The sequence below is a fragment of the Ventosimonas gracilis genome (assembly GCF_001580025.1).
Classification (GTDB): Bacteria; Pseudomonadota; Gammaproteobacteria; order Pseudomonadales; family Pseudomonadaceae; genus Ventosimonas; species Ventosimonas gracilis.
In genome coordinates this window covers 1-16,675 of record NZ_LSZO01000145.1, presented here as the reverse complement: position 1 = coordinate 16,675, position 16,675 = coordinate 1, and the positions used below count along the sequence as shown (strand labels likewise).

The 16,675-nt window shown below is 56.5% G+C and carries 20 protein-coding genes and 2 pseudogenes; 15 read left to right on the top strand and 7 right to left on the bottom strand.

Features of this window, described 5'->3' with window-relative positions; genetic code table 11:
- Window positions 1-2: 2 nt before the first annotated feature.
- On the bottom strand, window positions 3-908 hold the full coding sequence (locus tag AXE65_RS06780) for a LysR family transcriptional regulator (RefSeq protein WP_068389998.1): 906 nt from the start codon (window positions 906-908) through the stop codon (window positions 3-5).
- A 278-nt stretch (window positions 909-1,186) separates the two neighbouring features.
- On the opposite strand from AXE65_RS06780, the gene AXE65_RS06775 reads away from it, so the two are divergent.
- From AXE65_RS06775 to AXE65_RS06750, 7 genes are read left to right on the top strand one after another with little or no spacing between them, the layout of a single operon-like run.
- Entirely contained in the window at window positions 1,187-1,957 is a 771-nt protein-coding gene (locus AXE65_RS06775) for a 5-oxoprolinase subunit PxpA (protein WP_068389894.1), read from the top strand.
- A 32-nt stretch (window positions 1,958-1,989) separates the two neighbouring features.
- Window positions 1,990-2,232: an acetyl-CoA carboxylase gene (locus AXE65_RS06770; protein WP_068389891.1), complete on the top strand. Its 243-nt coding sequence runs from the start codon at window positions 1,990-1,992 to the stop codon at window positions 2,230-2,232.
- Window positions 2,229-3,617 (top strand): acetyl-CoA carboxylase biotin carboxylase subunit, encoded by a 1,389-nt coding sequence (locus AXE65_RS06765; RefSeq protein ID WP_068389888.1) that lies wholly within the window; start codon window positions 2,229-2,231, stop codon window positions 3,615-3,617. Before AXE65_RS06770 ends, AXE65_RS06765 begins: the two co-directional genes overlap by 4 nt.
- Complete coding sequence (locus AXE65_RS06760; RefSeq protein ID WP_068389884.1) at window positions 3,614-4,489, top strand: 5-oxoprolinase subunit B family protein; 876 nt, start codon at window positions 3,614-3,616, stop codon at window positions 4,487-4,489. Before AXE65_RS06765 ends, AXE65_RS06760 begins: the two co-directional genes overlap by 4 nt.
- Window positions 4,479-5,453: a 5-oxoprolinase subunit C family protein gene (locus AXE65_RS06755; RefSeq protein WP_068389881.1), complete on the top strand. Its 975-nt coding sequence runs from the start codon at window positions 4,479-4,481 to the stop codon at window positions 5,451-5,453. Before AXE65_RS06760 ends, AXE65_RS06755 begins: the two co-directional genes overlap by 11 nt.
- A gap of 57 nt (window positions 5,454-5,510) precedes the next feature.
- Complete coding sequence (locus AXE65_RS14340) at window positions 5,511-5,831, top strand: hypothetical protein (RefSeq protein WP_338061936.1); 321 nt, start codon at window positions 5,511-5,513, stop codon at window positions 5,829-5,831.
- A 26-nt stretch (window positions 5,832-5,857) separates the two neighbouring features.
- Entirely contained in the window at window positions 5,858-6,763 is a 906-nt protein-coding gene (locus tag AXE65_RS06750; RefSeq protein ID WP_338061935.1) for a purine-cytosine permease family protein, read from the top strand.
- Window positions 6,764-6,793: 30 nt separating this feature from the next.
- Here the strand turns inward: AXE65_RS06750 and AXE65_RS06745 are convergent, their stop codons facing one another.
- Window positions 6,794-7,750, bottom strand: coding sequence for a COG2958 family protein (locus tag AXE65_RS06745; RefSeq protein ID WP_068389878.1), 957 nt, complete (start codon window positions 7,748-7,750; stop codon window positions 6,794-6,796).
- A gap of 393 nt (window positions 7,751-8,143) precedes the next feature.
- Here AXE65_RS06745 and AXE65_RS13940 point away from each other — a divergent pair, with 393 nt between their 5' ends.
- Both AXE65_RS13940 and AXE65_RS06735 read left to right on the top strand, forming a co-directional pair.
- The gene (locus AXE65_RS13940; protein WP_162492710.1) at window positions 8,144-8,284 is read left to right on the top strand and encodes a hypothetical protein; all 141 of its coding nucleotides are present in this window, start codon (window positions 8,144-8,146) and stop codon (window positions 8,282-8,284) included.
- Window positions 8,285-8,685: 401 nt separating this feature from the next.
- Complete coding sequence (locus tag AXE65_RS06735) at window positions 8,686-9,738, top strand: virulence RhuM family protein (RefSeq protein ID WP_068389996.1); 1,053 nt, start codon at window positions 8,686-8,688, stop codon at window positions 9,736-9,738.
- 38 nt (window positions 9,739-9,776) lie between these two features.
- On the opposite strand, the pseudogene glyA reads toward AXE65_RS06735, so the two are convergent.
- Window positions 9,777-10,232: pseudogene (gene glyA, locus AXE65_RS13310) on the bottom strand (serine hydroxymethyltransferase); the annotation flags it as partial.
- A 29-nt stretch (window positions 10,233-10,261) separates the two neighbouring features.
- Here glyA and AXE65_RS13565 point away from each other — a divergent pair.
- Window positions 10,262-10,441: a hypothetical protein gene (locus AXE65_RS13565; RefSeq protein WP_068389873.1), complete on the top strand. Its 180-nt coding sequence runs from the start codon at window positions 10,262-10,264 to the stop codon at window positions 10,439-10,441.
- Window positions 10,442-10,569: 128 nt separating this feature from the next.
- Here the strand turns inward: AXE65_RS13565 and AXE65_RS06720 are convergent, their stop codons facing one another.
- Entirely contained in the window at window positions 10,570-10,830 is a 261-nt protein-coding gene (locus AXE65_RS06720; protein WP_068389870.1) for a hypothetical protein, read from the bottom strand.
- A gap of 44 nt (window positions 10,831-10,874) precedes the next feature.
- Between AXE65_RS06720 and AXE65_RS06715 the strand changes: the two genes are divergently transcribed.
- The 4 genes and pseudogenes from AXE65_RS06715 to AXE65_RS06700 form a co-directional block, all read left to right on the top strand.
- Window positions 10,875-11,096, top strand: a complete 222-nt coding sequence (locus tag AXE65_RS06715; RefSeq protein WP_068389867.1) for an AlpA family transcriptional regulator — start codon at window positions 10,875-10,877, stop codon at window positions 11,094-11,096.
- Window positions 11,097-11,098: 2 nt separating this feature from the next.
- Window positions 11,099-11,956: a ParA family protein gene (locus AXE65_RS06710; protein WP_068389864.1), complete on the top strand. Its 858-nt coding sequence runs from the start codon at window positions 11,099-11,101 to the stop codon at window positions 11,954-11,956.
- Entirely contained in the window at window positions 11,953-12,132 is a 180-nt protein-coding gene (locus tag AXE65_RS06705; protein WP_068389861.1) for a hypothetical protein, read from the top strand. The genes AXE65_RS06710 and AXE65_RS06705 overlap by 4 nt, the downstream gene beginning before the upstream one ends.
- A pseudogene (locus AXE65_RS06700) lies at window positions 12,125-13,048 on the top strand (ParB family protein); the annotation flags it as partial. The gene AXE65_RS06705 and the pseudogene AXE65_RS06700, both read left to right, overlap by 8 nt.
- 16 nt (window positions 13,049-13,064) lie before the next feature.
- Here the strand turns inward: AXE65_RS06700 and AXE65_RS06695 are convergent.
- Both AXE65_RS06695 and AXE65_RS06690 read right to left on the bottom strand, forming a co-directional pair.
- Entirely contained in the window at window positions 13,065-14,183 is a 1,119-nt protein-coding gene (locus AXE65_RS06695; protein WP_068389993.1) for a restriction endonuclease, SacI family, read from the bottom strand.
- Between the two features lie 5 nt (window positions 14,184-14,188).
- Window positions 14,189-15,127 (bottom strand): DNA adenine methylase, encoded by a 939-nt coding sequence (locus tag AXE65_RS06690; RefSeq protein WP_079214080.1) that lies wholly within the window; start codon window positions 15,125-15,127, stop codon window positions 14,189-14,191.
- A 246-nt stretch (window positions 15,128-15,373) separates the two neighbouring features.
- Here AXE65_RS06690 and AXE65_RS06685 point away from each other — a divergent pair, with 246 nt between their 5' ends.
- Entirely contained in the window at window positions 15,374-16,015 is a 642-nt protein-coding gene (locus AXE65_RS06685) for a DNA-3-methyladenine glycosylase I (RefSeq protein WP_068389858.1), read from the top strand.
- A 219-nt stretch (window positions 16,016-16,234) separates the two neighbouring features.
- Here the strand turns inward: AXE65_RS06685 and AXE65_RS14300 are convergent, their stop codons facing one another.
- Entirely contained in the window at window positions 16,235-16,366 is a 132-nt protein-coding gene (locus AXE65_RS14300; protein ID WP_275574865.1) for a hypothetical protein, read from the bottom strand.
- Between the last annotated feature and the right edge of the window lie 309 nt (window positions 16,367-16,675).

The following is a 16,675-nucleotide window of genomic DNA, read 5'->3' as shown; positions in this document are numbered from 1 at the left end:
CACTATCGACTGAGTGGCAGAAAAAATGTTTGCCTGAAGTATGAGCGAAAAGCTTCCAACGCAGGATTGAAGGGGGCGTCGCGTGGCCAGGCAAGACCGACATCCATTGAGGGTATTAGGTCAGTCAGTTCGATGGTCTCGATGCGTTTTCCTTCAAGTGACCAAGGCCGCAACACCATATCGGACAGGATAGCCACGCCCTGACCGTCGGCCACCAATGATCGCATCGCCTCCACAGACGATGTTCGCAATACGACGTTCGGACGGTACGGCGTGGTCGTCCAGTATTTCAGCGTTGTGTGTGCGGCTTCATCCACCGTCAGCATGATATACGGCTCCTCGGCGACTTCCCGCAAACCCACTGAACTCCGAGATAGAAGCGGATGCCTCGCAGCCACCCAAAGGCGACGGCGGGAACTGATCAAAGTTTCAATCGAAAGATCCGAGTTAATGATATTTGAAGTCAGTAACACCGCGACATCGTACCGATTTGACAGAAGACCTTCCTCGATAGCTTCACGGTTAACCTCGTAGAGATGGATATCGAGGTTCGGCCAGGCGCGCCGCAACCGTCCGAGATGACTGGGCAGAAAGTACCCCATCACCGTGTATGTCGCCGCGACATTCAACCGGCCGGAAAAATCGTTTGACGGCAAAAGCAGGTTGGTCGCCTCGCGCACCTTTTCCAGAATTTCGTATGCGTGAAAAAGGAACTGTCGGCCGGCGACGGTAAGTTCCATTCCTTGGGTTGACCGGCTGAAAAGACTCTGACCAACAACCTGCTCCAGTTCCTTGATCGAGCCGGTGATGGCCGATTGCGAAATGCCAAGGTCGATGGCCGCCTGGGAAATCTGCCTATGTTCGGCCGTCGCAACGAAATAGCGTATCTGACGGAGACTTATCTTTATCTGCATAATCACGCCTCAGTAATTTTTGGAAGTCTTGCCTTATTTATCGAAAAAAATCAATACGCTCAAAGTCATACAGTGTGCTTCAGAGCATCCTTATTACCCGTAACCAATTAACATTATTAGTAAAAATGCGGGTGAGCCGCTCGTGTCGATTGCATCAGAAGTTCTGTGTATTGTCCTCAAATTATATGATTTTACAATCTCGCCTCTCACTGCCATTCTAGTTCGAACTGAAATAGGGATGATCAAATGGGTCATTCGGGGAGGAATGAGACATGGCACTCGCTGTTGTCGACATAAACTGCGACATGGGAGAGGGGTTTGGCTGCTGGCACCTTGGGGGTGCAGACGACGCTGAATTGATGACGTTCATCAGTTCGGCGAACATCGCTACCGGCTTCCACGCTGGCGACCCGAACCTGATGGATGCGACGGTGCGCGCCGCAGTTCAGCGTGGGATCAGCATTGGCGCACACCCGGGCTATCGGGATCTCCAAGGGTTCGGAAGGAGAAGAATCCATGGCAGCGCCGACGAGATCGTCAATGACATCCTGTATCAAGTAGGTGCCCTGCGAGAGTTCTGCCGCCGCCATGGCGCAAATCTCAGGCATGTGAAGCCCCATGGCGCGCTTTATATGGAGTTGGCAAGGAATGAGGCGATGTCCCGCTCATTCGTTGAGGCGATGCGCGTCACTTCACCTGGCACCTCCATCTTTTGCATGGGCGTATCCACAACCTACCGAGCGGCAATCGCGGCAGGACAGCCCACGGTACGGGAGTTCTATGCCGACCGAGACTATGACGATACGGGCTCCATCGTGTTCACGCGGCACAGTGGCCGACTGGACCCGCAGGCTGTCGCCGACAAGGTCGTCCGTGCGTGCGTGGACGGCCGCGTGCGCACCGTCGATGGGTCGGACATTGATATCGAATTCGAGTCGATCTGCTTTCACTCCGACACACCGGGTTGCCTCGAAATTGCAAGTGCAATGCACGCAGCGCTGATCGCGCACGGCATACGCATTGAACCTGTCACAAACATATAGCTTCACCCAACAAAATCATAGGAAAAATAAAAATGAGTACGATTGAAATCAAGTCACCTTTACCCGGCGTTTTTTATCGGAGCGCTTCGCCCGAAAGCCCTGTTTTAAAAGCCGACGGAGATGCGGTTGAAGCAACGGATGTCATCGGTCTCATTGAGGTGATGAAGTCGTTTCACCAGATCTGCGCCGGAATTGCAGGGCTCAACATTCGTTTCCTGGTCGATGATGGCGACGCCGTGATGGCAGGCCAAACACTGGCCGAGGTGCAGGCATGAACATGCGCTCCGTCCTGATCGCCAATCGAGGCGAAATTGCAGTACGCATCAACCGTGCTGCCAAGGCTTTAGGGCTCCGAACGGTGCAGGTTTACAGCGCCGCCGACGCCGATTCTCTTGCTGTGCGACTTGCCGACGAAGCCATCCTGATCGCCCCCCCAGCCGCCAAGAAGTCCTATCTCAACGTTGAGGCCGTCTTGGCGGCTGCGAAGTCGGCCAATGTCGATGCAGTGCATCCCGGCTATGGCTTTCTGGCAGAAAATGCAGACTTCGCTGACGCCGTCGTTGCGGCCGGGATGAAGTTCGTCGGGCCGTCAGGAGCGTCGATCCGCCTCCTTGGAGACAAAGTGGCCGCGCGCGAAGTCGCGCAAAAGGCTGGCGTTCCCACCGTTCCAGGCAGTGACGGAAGGATTGCAGATCCTGATGAGGCGGTCGCACTCGTTTTAGCGCTTGGGTTTCCAGTGATGATCAAGGCGGCCGCCGGCGGCGGTGGGCGTGTAATCCGTATCGTCCATGACCTTGAGGAATTCAAACGCCAGTTTCCGCAGGCCTCTGCTGAAGCGGAAGCGGCATTTGGCGACGGCACCCTCTACATCGAGAAGCTGGTTCAGAAGGCGCGACATGTGGAAGTGCAGATTCTCGGCGACGGAGAAAACTTTGTGCACTGCTACGAACGGGAATGCTCGCTGCAACGACGGCGCCAGAAGGTCTGGGAGGAAGCGCCAGCCATCGGTCTGCCGGATGATGTCAGAAAGCGTTTGTGCGCAAGCGCTGTCGCGCTCGCTCGGGCCGTTGGCTACCGCGGCGCCGGCACGGTGGAATATCTATACGACGAGGAAGCACGAAAATTCTACTTCATCGAGGTGAATACGCGTATTCAGGTCGAGCACCCCGTGACCGAAATGATCACTGGCCTCGACCTTGTTCAGGAGATGCTCCGGATTGCCGACGGTGAGAAGCTCTCTGTTCGACAAGAGGATATCCGCACCACCGGCCACGCCATCGAGTGCCGGATCAATGCAGAAGATCCATTCAAGAACTTCGCTCCGTGTCCCGGCACAATCGCGCGCTTCAGTGCTCCGCAAAGCCGGGGCACGCGCTTCGACACCCTGCTTTACGACGGCTACACGGTGCCGCCGTTCTATGACTCCCTGCTGGGCAAACTCATCGTCCATGGCACGGATCGCGACGACTGCCTGATGAATCTCGCGCAGGCCCTCCTTGGCCTGAAGATTGACGGCATTCCAACCACGATTCCGCTCCATGCTGCCTTGGCCGCGGATGCAGAGGTCGCTGCCGGTCGCTTCCACACGCGCTTTCTCGAAAGTTGGCTTGAAGTCAACTTTCCCCAGCCAAGCACCATTTCTGAGGAGGTGAAGAAATGACGGCACGCTACACTTTTGGCGGCGATGAGCACCTTTTCGTTGAATGCAGCGAGGAGATGTCGCTCGAAGCCTTCTTCAAGAGCCTTTCCATGGCGAAGGGCGTGCGGGAAAGCGGCATCAGGGGCGTCACCGAGATTTGTCCGGCCAATGCCTCGTTCCAGATCAAGTTCGACCCGGATGTCATTCATCCCGACGACATCCTGGAGGAAGTGAAGGCGATCGAGGGCGCGGCGGAAAAGGCCGAGCCAGTGCTGAAGACCCGCATCGTCGAGATCCCGGTCTTCTACAACGATCCGTGGACGCATGAGACGCTGATGCGTTTCCGCGAGCGCCATCAGGATCCGTCAGGCACCGACCTCGACTATGCCGCGCGCATCAACAATTACGGCTCGATTGACGATTTCGTCGCTGCCCATTCCGGTTCGCCTTGGTTCGTCTCCATGGTCGGCTTCGTCGCCGGCTTGCCCTTCATGTACCAGATGGTCGAGCGCAAGCGGCAAATCCAGGTGCCGAAATACCCGCGTCCCCGTACCGATACGCCCAGGCTGACGGTCGGCCACGGCGGCTGCTTCGGCGCCATCTATTCGGTACGCGGGGCCGGTGGCTACCAGATGTTCGGCATCACGCCGATGCCGATCTTCGATCCGGCCCAGACGATCAGCTATCTGCGCGACTTCATGGTCTTCTTCCGCCCCGGCGACATCGTCAAGTTCAAGCCGATCGACCGCGACGCCTACGACCAGTCGGTGGAGGATGTCGACAAGGGTCGCTTCGCCCCGCCGATCCGCGAGCTCAGCTTCGACCTGAGGGAATTCCAGAAGGATATCGACGGCTATAACGCCAAGCTGGAGGGTACGCTCAATGGCCATTAAAGTTCTCCACCACGGTCTTGCGACCACCGTCCAGGATCTCGGCCGTCCCGGCTATTTCCATCTCGGCATCCCGGTCGGCGGCGCGATGGACCGCTTTGCTATGCGCGCCGCGAACCTGCTCGTCGGCAACGACGAGGGGGCAGCCGGCCTCGAAGCCGTCTTCATCGGCCCGCAGCTCGAATTCACCGAGGATGCGCTGGTTGCCGTCACCGGCGCGGATATGCCGGTCAAGGTGGACGGTACTCCCCAGCCCGGCTGGACCGCCTTCAAGGTGAAGGCGGGGCAGGTGCTCACCTTCGATTTCCTGAAATCCGGCGCGCGCATCTGCATCGCGGTCTCTGGCGGCATCGACGTGCCCGAAGCGCTGGGCAGCCGCTCGACCTATCCAATTGGTGCTCTCGGTGGCTTCAAGGGCCGACCCCTTGCCGTCGGCGACGAACTGCCGATCGGCAAGGGGCGTCTTGACACTGAAGGTGCATCCCTTGCGCATGAGTATATGCGTGCGGCTGGCTCGCCGGTGGTGCTGCGTGTGGTGCCCGGCCTCTACTGGCATCGTGTGACGGAGGCATCGCTGGAAAACTTCTTCGCCGACGAATGGAAGGTGGCGAACGAAGCCGACCGCATGGGCTACCGCTTCAAGGGCGGCCGCAAGCTGGACTTCGTCGAGCGCAAGCAGCCCTTCGGTGCCGGTTCCGATCCGTCGAACATCGTCGACAGCTGCTATCCCTATGGCTCGATCCAGGTTCCCGGCGGAACCGAGCCGATCATCCTGCACCGCGATGCGGTGTCGGGCGGTGGGTACTTTACCTTGGGGGCGGTCATTTCCGCGGACATGGATTTGATCGGCCAGATGCAACCCAACACACCAACGCGGTTCGTGAAGGTCAATATGCAAGAAGCGCTCCAAGCGCGTGCTGATCGAGCTGTACTCCTGAACAGGGTGCGGAACTACCTGCAGGCATAGCCAGCGGGTAGCCACTGGCAAGCCTCGAAAATCTAACCGATACTAGGAGAAGACATCATGGCTGGACAGATTTCAAGTACTGAGGTTGATGACCTCGACTACTCTGCAACGGCAGTTCCTGCAGACAAGCGCATGCCCAAGATGGCGCTTACCATGGCTTGGTGGGCGGTATGCAGCGCCGTCTTCTATGTTGTCGTCGGCGCGGCGATGGCACTCAATTTCGGTACGCGCAACGCCATCATCGGCCTGGTGCTGACGATAATCGTCTATGGCGTCATCAATACCGTGCTGAGTCGTTTCGCTATTACGCCGTCTTCGAAGGTGCGGTCATTGCTGTCGGCATCACTACCATCGCGCCGTCGATCGCTTATCCCATAGCGGCGCTGATCGTGGTGCTCTATAGTGTGCCGCTCATCTTCGGCAGCATCCAGACTTGGCTCGACAAGTTCAACGGCGTCCTGTTGCCCTTCTATATCCTCGGCCTCATCGTTGCCGTCGCGCTCGCCATCGGCGAGTACGGCTACAGCGACAAGTGGCTGAACTTGGGGCCGCAGACGGGTGAGCCTGCTGGTGGCTGGTGGTCCTGCTTCGTCTATTACATGGGCATCTGGGTACTGATGATGTTCACCTTCGATTATGCCCGCAACGGTCGAGAAGAAGACGTCGGCTATCACGCCTGGTTTAATTTCGGAATACCGTTCTATGCCATGGCCTTCTTGGTCAGCGGGCTCTTCGGCATGTTCATGATCGGCACCGTACCGGATATCGGCGCGCTCTCGGAGGTCAGCGTACTCCTCGCGCTGCTGAAGCTTATGGGGATCTGGGGCCTGGCCTTCGTTTGGGTTAGCCAGACCCGTATCAACACGGCGAATTACTATCTCGCCGCCGTCAATCTGGAGGCGCTTGTCCAACTGTTTGGCCGGCTTCGCTTCGGGCGGATCGGTTGGGCGATTGCGGTGGGTGCCATCGTCTATGTACTGATGCTGGCTGACGTGTTCAGTTATCTCCTGCAGGCCTTGGCCTATCAAGGTATCTTCGTCGTTGCGTGGGTCGCTGTGGCCATGGCTCATATTCTGAGCGATCGTTATGATCGCCTGTCGGGCGGCACTCTGGAATTTCGATCGAGCCACGTTCCTAATCCACTCGGAATTACCGCATGGATCTTGGCCGCGGTCGTCGGGATCGGGCTGCACGTTTTTGGCGGCGGCTACGCCGAGCTTTCTGCGCCCGCGACGGCGCTTATTGCTTTCGCGATCTACGCCATCGGCCTAATGTTTGCGCGACGCGAGTGGTTTTTTGCCGCCGAGTAAGGCCCCAAGGCCGCCCATGGAATCATCTTACTATTGAGTGGGCGGTTCACCTTCAGGCGCATCCCAATCCCTCGAACGCGCCTCGCCGGTCTGGTAAAACTGCCTGACCAGTTTGACATAGGCCATGAAATCCCCATTCTCCTCAGCCAGCCGGTTGACCATGTTCCAGTCGATTTCATTGCGTTCACGCGCGGGAATCAGCACCTGGCTGTCAGCGGGATTGTCAACATCCAGTTTGATAACACCAATGCCATGCGCTGCGAACAGCATCCGCAATTCTTTCAACGTGTCCTGCCCGTTGATTTCAGCCGCCACCAGATAGCCGAAATTGGCCCATGACGAATTCGACACCGCCTGAAAGAAACACTCGCGCACATTCGAGCGATTGATCAGCCGCTTGACTTCAAACGACCACACTCTGGTGCGCTTGTCAGAATACTGTTTGACGCACTCGCGTACTTCCCGGTGCCAGTCCGCGCCCAAATCCTCCAACCCGACCATATCGGGATATAACCATCGGTTTCCATTGGGCCCGCGTTTGTTCGATGCGCGCTTTTCGTCAATACGTTTGCAGAAAACGCCAAATTCATCCCGGAGATATTGCGGGAGCAGGATATACAGTGTGCGTTCATCGGGAATTGAAGTATTGCCATCGGTTGTGCCGGCCCCCCATTCGCCCTCGGCTGCGGCAACCTCTGCGCTGTCTGATTGTTCCGAATAGTAATACCTGCGTGGTTTCCCTTCAGTTGTTTTGATAGCAGGGCATCTGGCCTGTATGCGCTGGCGGGACGAGCCGATTTCTGCGACGAGTTGCTGCATCAAATCGGCATCCGATCTGATCCGGCCCCTCAGGCTGTTGGCGCGTTTTTGCTCGCATTGCTCAGGATAAGTCGCAAATATCCACCTGGCAATTTCCCTGGCCGTGAATTTTTCTCCGGGCCGGGCCTGCAAATACGCAATGACCGTTTTTGCGAGATTCAGCGCCATATGCTGGCTCCAGTTTGTTTTTCTGTATCGTATCGACATGCTCGATACGTCGGTTTGCAACTATATCAGCACCCATCATCATCAGCGCATGCGCATGGTTCTGCCGTCATTTACCAATACAGAAGGGTTTATTGATTCGTATCTTTTTTAAATGATATTACAAGAGGTCACTGGCGTGCTTGGATCTATTCTTGGACCCAAAGCTGATATGTGTCTTTTGATGGACGTACATGGCGTTTCTTGGATGATCCGTACACTGCCTACGCTGATGTAAGTGCGCTGGCCGACGCCCCCTTGTCATGTCACATCAACCTTCAGACATCATCACCCCGAAAGCCTTGTTGCTGGATGAGCAGCTGACACCGCTGGAGCGCAATGCGTGGCTGACTTTCCGTGCGCAATCAACCGCTGACCTTCGTCGAAGCATACCTGGAAGACGACGATTACCTGCAGTTGCTCGAACGGGCACTCAACCACCGACATGAAAACCTCTATCTGCCCTTGCTAAAATGGCTGCGTGAACAGCCGGTATGAGCGGGGGGAGTACGACCCGCCCGCCAAGATGATCACTGCCGGTATGCGGGAGGCGCATACCGGCAGTGCGGTATCGGTGCCATCGGCTGACGACTTGGCTCACAGGGTGCGCACGATGTTGGCCAGCCCAGATAAGGAGCAGGCACGCTCCGCCATCGTCGGCCTGTTAGCGGTGTTTGCTCATGAGTAGCGATGGCAAAAAACTTCTGGTCGTACTGAGCGGCCCGGCGCGCGCATAGGACAGGAAACAATGGCACAGAACGACAACAACGGCGGCACCCTCGGTTTCGAGCTAGACAGTGTTGTTGCCGCAGGCCGAGGCACTGTCGGCCGGGTGGGTTTAGGGGCAGATGGATGACGGATATTCCTGCTTTCCTGCAGATTTCGCACGGGTATTGCTCATGACCGACCAACTTCAAGCTCTACCCGGCGAATTCCTACTCTACGAGACCGAGGATGGGCGAACCCGAGTCGAATGCCGCTTCGTAGCCGATACGCTGTGGCTGCCACAAGCGGGCATGGCCGAGTTGTTCCAAACCAGCAAGCAGAACGTCGCCAAGCACCTGAAGGCAATCTTTGCCGAGGAGGAGCTGCGGCCAGATGCAGTTGTCAACCATTGGTTGACAACTGCATCTGACGGCAAGAACTACCGGGTGGCCTACTACAGCCTGGAGGCGATTCTGGCGGTCGGCTACCGGGTGCGCTCCCCACGGGGCACACAATTGCGCCGCTGGGCCACGGAGCGCCTGGCGGAGTACCTGGTCAAGGGCTTCACGCTGGACGACGAACGCCTGAAGAATCCGCCTGTCGCCGGTTCCGCCGTTCCCGACCGTTTCGACGAGCTGCTCGAACGTATCCGCGACATCCGGGCCAGCGAACGCCGGATGTACCTGCGAGTGCGCGAGATATTTTCGATGGCGGCGGACTATTCGCCCACGCTGCCGGAAACCACCCAGTTCTTCCGCTTTATCCAGAACAAGCTGCACTTCGCCGTCACCGGCAAGACCGCCGCCGAACTGATCGCCGAGCGTGCCGACAGCCGCCAGCCCAACATGGGGCTGACGACCTGGAAATCCGGCAGCGTACAGAAGGCCGATGTGAGCGTTGCCAAGAATTACCTGCGGGAATCGGAAATCAGCGAACTCAACCGCATCGTCACGATGTGGCTGGACTTTGCCGAGGATCAGGCTCGTCGGCGCAAGGAGGTGTTCCTGAAGGACTGGGCGCAGCGGCTCGATGCCTTCTTGACCTTCAACGAACGCGATGTGCTCGCCGGCGCAGGCCGCATCTCCAAGAAGCAGGCCGACGCCCACGCTGAGAACCAATATGAGCAGTTCGCCGTCCAGCGGCGAGCCTTGTTGGAGGCCGAAGGTGCAAATGCCAATGTGCGAGCATTGGAGGACGCCGCCAAGGCGCTGCCCAAGCAGGGCAAAAGCAGCAAGAAGAGAAAATGAATTGCCGGGCTTGGCCCGGTAATCCCCCCCCGAAAACCTAGCACGATGCGCTCCATTTCGTCGTAATCAATGATTCCGGTCTTGGGATCGAGCACATATGGCACGATTTTGTAGTGACGACCAGAAAAGTTGGATGGGTTGCCGTGGGTCAGGTGACCACCCTGTGCCAAATTCATACCCATCACCGTGTCGCCAGAACTGGTCAGAGCCAGGAACACCGCAGCGTTGGCCTGGGTGCCAGAATGAGGCTGAACGTTGGCATAGTCACAATCGAACAATTCCTTGACCCGCTCGATCGCAAGGCGCTTGCCCACGTCAACATACTCGCAGCCACTGTAGTAGCGCTTGCCTTCGGCGTACTTGTTGGTGAACACGGAGTTCTGGATAGCCATCACCAGCGGGTTGGCGTAGTTCTCCGAAGCGATCAATTCCGCATGATCTTCCTGACGGCGTTCTTCGTTTTGAACAGCGCGTACCGAACTGGCAGATTGACCCGCTCAAACACAAGCTGGTTCAGGCGGTGATGAAGCATGTGCCGATGGGGCTGGATTCTTGGCATGTCTATCGCGCTTTGCTGCAATCCTACGAGAAGTTGGGGCAGCGTCCGGCCATTCATGCCGTACGGCCAACGAATCTGCATCTGGCCGCGCGATTGGTCGCAGAGCGGTGCGTCGAGGCGGATGTCGATACACAGGTCGTTTGACGTTGAGCCTGTCGATGAAGAGGCGTGCGTGGCGATGCACTGAAGCGCCATCCAAAATTCGGGGCGGCAGACTCATCCGCCCCGAATGCTGTGATGCTTTTTCGGTCTAACAGCATTCCAAAAAAGTCTTACAGAGGCGTTTTTTGGGGCAATTCCTGAGGTTCAGAGGGCAAAAAACGCCTTTTCGCGCCCTGTAAGACCTTTTCCGCATCACAGCAGACCGAATCGATCTTGAACCTTGCGCCCAAGCGCATGACGCTCGGGCCATCCATGTCCGTCAGGCGTTGACAAATACCATCACAACACAGTCGCTTGAACGCAGCCAGCATCAAACCGTCAGCGTACATTTCGGATTGTTGATGGCGATTTACACCGATTCCGGTTGACATGGAAACCCTGCCGTTTCGCGCTGACCAGCGCCAAGGAGAACGCCGTGTCGAACCCCGAACAAATCCAGGAACATCCCCCAGTCGAACACCGCATTTTGCGGTTTGATGAAGTCCAGGCCAAGACCGGCTTCAAACGAGCGCATCTCTATAACCTGATGCAGAAAGGCGAGCTTCCCAGAACCGTGCGGCTGGGCGTGCGGGCGGTGGGCTGGAACTCGGTGGAAGTCGAACAATGGGTGCTTGAGCGTCTGGCGCGTCAGGTGTAGCCATGCAGGTTATCTCGATTATTTCGACCAAGGGCGGCGTGGGCAAGACCACGACCGCCGCCAATCTGGGCGGTCTGCTGGCCGATGCGGGCTTGCGCGTGTTGTTGTTGGATTTTGATGTGCAGCCTACGCTGTCGTCGTACTACACGCTGGAACAGCGTGCGTCTGGCGGCATCTATGAACTGCTGGCATTCAATGAGCGGCGACTGGAAGAACTGGTGTCCCGCACGACTATTCCAGGTCTGGATTTGATTGTGTCCAACGACCATCGGGGCGAGCTGAACACGCTGTTGCTGCACGCCGCCGATGGCCGCTTGCGCCTGCGTCACCTGCTGCCAACGCTGGCTCCGCATTACGACCTGATGCTCATCGATACCCAAGGCGCACGCAGTGTCTTGCTGGAAATGGCCGTGTTGGCTTCCGACCTTGCGCTTTCGCCCATCACACCGGAAATCCTCGCCGCGCGGGAGTTACGACGCGGCACCTTGCAATTATTGGAGGACATCGCGCCGTATCGGCATCTGGGCATCCAACCGCCGCCACTGCACTTACTGATTAACCGCGTCCATCCGGTCTCTGCGAATGCGCGGATGATTCAGCAGGCGCTGCGCGAGTTGTTTCAAGGGCAAGCCAGCATTCGCGTGTTGGATACCACGGTGCCTGCCATCGAAGCCTATCCTCGCGCGGCCACACTGGGCTTGCCGGTGCATCGGGTGGAACCCCGAAAACCTGCGGGACGGGTTGCGCCTGCTGCTCTGGATACTTTGCGCATGTTGGCGCTGGAACTGCTGCCGCAGCGGCAGACGCAATTGCTTGCTGTATCGGGTTCTGCTCGTCCGCCACGGGAGGCAGCCGTATGACCACCGCCTATGAACTGGAGCACGGTAATGAACGCCTGCGCAAGCTGATTGAATTTGCCCTGCGCGAAGGCTGGCAAGTCAGACGCACCTTGGATGGTCGCCTTATCTTCACCAAGGGCAGCGCCAACATTTACACCGGCGCAACGCCAGTCGCCCAAGGAAACGGTCATGGCTGAAGTGACTCCCCAAAACCTTGCCAACAAGTTGCTGGCAAGCGGCTTTGAGCGCAGCAGCCCATCAGCATCTGCACTGACCGACCCGATTGTCGATACCCCGATGGTGGTGACGCTGGACGAGCTGCGCCCCTACGACCACGACCCGCGCGTCAAACGCAATCCGGCCTACTAAGAAATCAAAGCCTCCATCCGCGAGCGCGGACTGGATGCCGCGCCTGCCATTACTCGCCGCCCAGGCGAAACCCACTACATTATCCGCAACGGCGGCAATACCCGGCTGGCGATTCTGCGCGAACTATGGTCAGAAACAAAAGACGAACAATTTTTCCGCATCTCCTGCCTGTTTCGCCCGTGGCCCGAGCGCGGCGAAATCATCACCCTGACCGGCCATCTGGCCGAAAACGAACTGCGCGGAAATCTGACCTTTATCGAACGCGCGCTGGGCGTGGAACGAGCGCGCGAACTGTACGAGCAGGAAACCGGCAAACCGCTGTCGCAGTCTGAATTGGCACGAAGATTGGGCGCAGACGGCTATCCGATACAACAATCCCACATCAGCCGCATGAGCGATGCCGTGCGCTATCTGCTGCCCGCCATTCCCACCGTGCTCTATGCCGGATTGGGCCGTCATCAGGTCGAACGCTTGGCGGTCATGCGCAGCATGGGCAAACTCGTCTGGGAGCGCTACGCCAAAGACCGCGAGCTGACCGTCGATTTTGACAGTTTCTTTCAGGACGTGCTGGCACAGTTTGACGTGCAAGGGGAAGAATTTTCGGTGCCGCGCGTACAAGACGAACTGGTCGGGGAAATGGCGGAACTGTTTGATGTGAGCTATGACATGCTCACCTTTGAATTGACCGAGCCGGACGTTCGCCAGCATGCCCTGCGTACCGCACTGGCCGTGCCGTTGACACCGCTTCCAATCTGAAAACTCAGTCGCTTTCCGCTTCTTTTCGCAAGGCAAGGAAGGCCTCTTTGAGAGCCTGACTAACTGATGAATCAGGTTCATTCAACACCAGTCCTTGATAGGCGTTCAGATAATCTGTCCGGATACGGTGAAACAGATGTAGGAAATGGCGGATAAAATCAATGCAATCGATAATGGCAACTTCCGTACCGGATGTTTTTTCATAAAAACTGGCCGCGTACTCTGCAACCATCGGGTCTATGCGGTCAGTGGTGACAAACAGATAATTGTCCACTTGACAAGATGCCTTGGCAATCTTGTTGACGGCGTGGTCAATATCATCTCGCGTCACTTGCTTCATCTTCATTTCATAAGCCGTCACAGTCTTGTTTTCACCGGCCAGACAAAGCTCAATATCACCCAGCGCACCCGTTTGCAGGTCAGCGGCGTTATGCCCGTGCAGTGGTCTGATGTACTCGGCTAGTTTTTCACCGGCGGCTTGATAGGCGGCGGCAACGACCAGAACGGGCAAGCGGCTGGCGTGTTTGCATGCCAGATGCTGCTTGATAAGCGTAACAATATCTTCTGACGAAAGCGGCAAACTTCCTTCGCCGTGCTTGATTGATCTCAGCAACGAATCCATGCGGGCATCTTGCTCATTCCGAATAGTTATCAAGACACGCACGATTTCCGTCAATACAACGTTGGCAGGGATACGTTGTAAGGCTACGTCTTCCAAAATTTTCAGCGCATTATTGTAAAGTTCACGCGGTCTGCCAATCAGTTCTCTACCCGTTGTCAATGGCTGGTTGATATTACGCAATGTGGGCGTCAAAAAAGCCGTCGTTGCATTGACAGGGAGACGGTTTGCGTGGATGAATGCAGTCAAATACTGTTCGTCATAGCTACGCCCAGAAAAACAATCGTCGCTTCCGATTTCCGTGTAAGGCTTGCGCGGGTCAACATCCGGCTTGTCCAGCTTTGCCAGTAGACATGCCATGATTAGCCGAACCCCAGAACGGTTGCTTGTGCAGCGACATATATAATCGATGCTTTCCCTTGTGGCAACGCCCTCCAGCAGCGACGTAGCCAAAGATTTTTCTGCATGCTTCTGAATGTTTTTCAGGATGTCTGCGGGGTTCATGTTTTTCAAGAAAACAGCTCTTTTTGCTGATGTGGGTCGTAGTTTGTCCAAAGAAATTCGGCGCGCTTGTCTTTTGTCGAATGTATGGTTTTATCCGCCCCCTTGGTTTTCATCCATTTTTTCTGTGGGAACAGTTCATCCATCAACGGATGTTCATATCCTGATACGGCAACCATGCCTTGGCAGTCATTGAGCACCTGTGCCAGGTCTTTATGCTGGCTTTCATCCATTTCAAAGCCGTAAGCTTTGCTGTCACCGCGTGTTGCATGCAAATAAGGAGGATCACAATAAAAAAGGGTTTGCGGACTGTCATACAAACGGATGACATCGACCGCCGGTCGGTTTTCTATTTGCACCCGCAACAGGCGCTGCGCGATGGAATCCAAGGCTTCCACGCCACCCAACCATCTTGAAACAACACCGGACATGCCGCCACGGCTGGTATTTTTGCAATTAGCCCAGCGCCCCAAAGAAGCAGTTTGCGCCAATCCGGTACGAGTTTGTCTAGCCCTTATATAAAACCGACGGGCGCGTTCTACAGCGTTAAGTTCCTGTGTGTCCTCATAAATGGCTTGGTGGTATTCTTCGCGCGAAAAAGGGGTGAGAGCAATCGCGCGGATTAACTCGTCAGGCTGGTCGCGCAGAACCCTGAAAAAATTGACCACCTCACCATCAATATCGTTATAGGTTTCCACGCTGGCAGGTGCGCGGTTCAGCAGTACGGCGGCTGAACCTGCAAAAGGTTCACAATAATGGTGGACGTGGGGAGCTTCCGGCAACAAATCGGGCAACCAATCCAGATGTGAAAATTTTCCGCCGTACCAGCCAAATGCAATACGGCGTTTTCTGTTGCGAGAAAGTGTGGGAACTGCGTCAGAAGGATTATCCAAATAAACAGGCGACAGCTTGGATTTATTCTGTACGGGAGAGGCGATATTTTCCATGCCCTTGTCAAATGAGAAGGATGTGCCGTGCATTGTACCTGACCGCGTCCTATGCTGGGAGCATGATTTCTCTAACGCTTAGCACAAGATAGATAGAAATGCAAGCTTCCTTTGGCTAACAGCCTTCACTTTATGCAGGCAAGTCCCTGCGTCTGTTTAGCAGACGCCAATCAAACGGCCACTGGTGCTATGCCACGGGTATAGTGCAACACCCCACTTTCCCAATATTCTTGAAATCGCCTACTCATGCCTGCTCCCGACACCGACTTATTCACCGACGAAGCTGGTCTCGTGCGTTGTTGGTGGTGCCACAGCACCCCGCTGTACCGCGACTATCACGACCGGAAATGGGGTTTTCCGGTCAGTGATGAGCGCCGCCTGTTCGAGAAACTCTGTTTGGAGGGCTTTCAGGCGGGGCTGTCGTGGCTGACCATCCTTAACAAGCGCGAAGCCTTCCGCGCGGCGATGGCGAATTTCGAGGCGGATGAATTGGCGTGTTTCACGGAAGCGGATGTCGAGCGCCTGCTGGGCAACGCGGGTATCGTGCGCCATCGGGGCAAGATTGAATCGACCATCAACAATGCGCGGCGCGTGCTGGAACTGCGGCGTGAATATGGTTCGTTCGCCCATTATGTCTGGCGCTACGCGCCACAGGCGGCGCAAGGTAGGCCGCCACGCATCACCGGCGATGCGCTGCGCACGCTCACCACATCAGCGGCATCCACCGCATTGTCCAAGGATCTGAAAAAACGCGGCTTCAGCTTTGTCGGCCCCACGACCATGTACGCCTTCATGCAGGCAATGGGTCTGGTCAATGACCATATCGAAGGTTGCGACACCCGCGCCGCCGTTGAAGCCGCACGCGCCCAATTCGTGCCGCCTGTATAGGTGCGGTACTTTTCCAGCAACATCCACTGGCGCGATGACGGAACACACAGCCTATCCAAAACAGCGCTCTATGGCCGTGTATGGAGCTATCCCCAGGGGATAGTTTCCACTGAGCACAGCGATTGAAGGGTGTACAAGTTTTGGTGATAGCCTCTTGGCATGCCATGAGTCTGTCCCCGAGGTCTGTTTGATGTGCAGGCGTTACGGTCTGCAAAACAGTCAGGCGGCATTGACCATATCGAAGGTTGCGATACCCGCGCCGCCGCTGAAGCTGCACGCGCCAAGTTCGTGCCGCCTGCATAGGTGCGGCACTTTTCCAGCAACATCCACTGGCGCGATGACGGAAAACACAGCCTATCCAAAACAGCGCTCCTTGGCCGTGTATGGAGCTATCCCCAGGGGATAGTTTCCACTGAGCACAGCGATTGAAGGGTGCTCAATCAGGTACAAATTTTGGTGATAGCTTCTTGGCATGTCATGAATCTGTCCCCGAGGACTGTCTGATGTGCAGGCGTTACGGTCTGCAAAACAGTCAGGCGGCATTGACCATATCGAAGGTTGCGATACCCGCGCCGCCGTTGAAGCCGCACGCGCCCAATTCGTGCCGCCTGCATAGGTGCGGCACTTTTCCAGTGACATCCACTGGCGCGATGCCGGAAC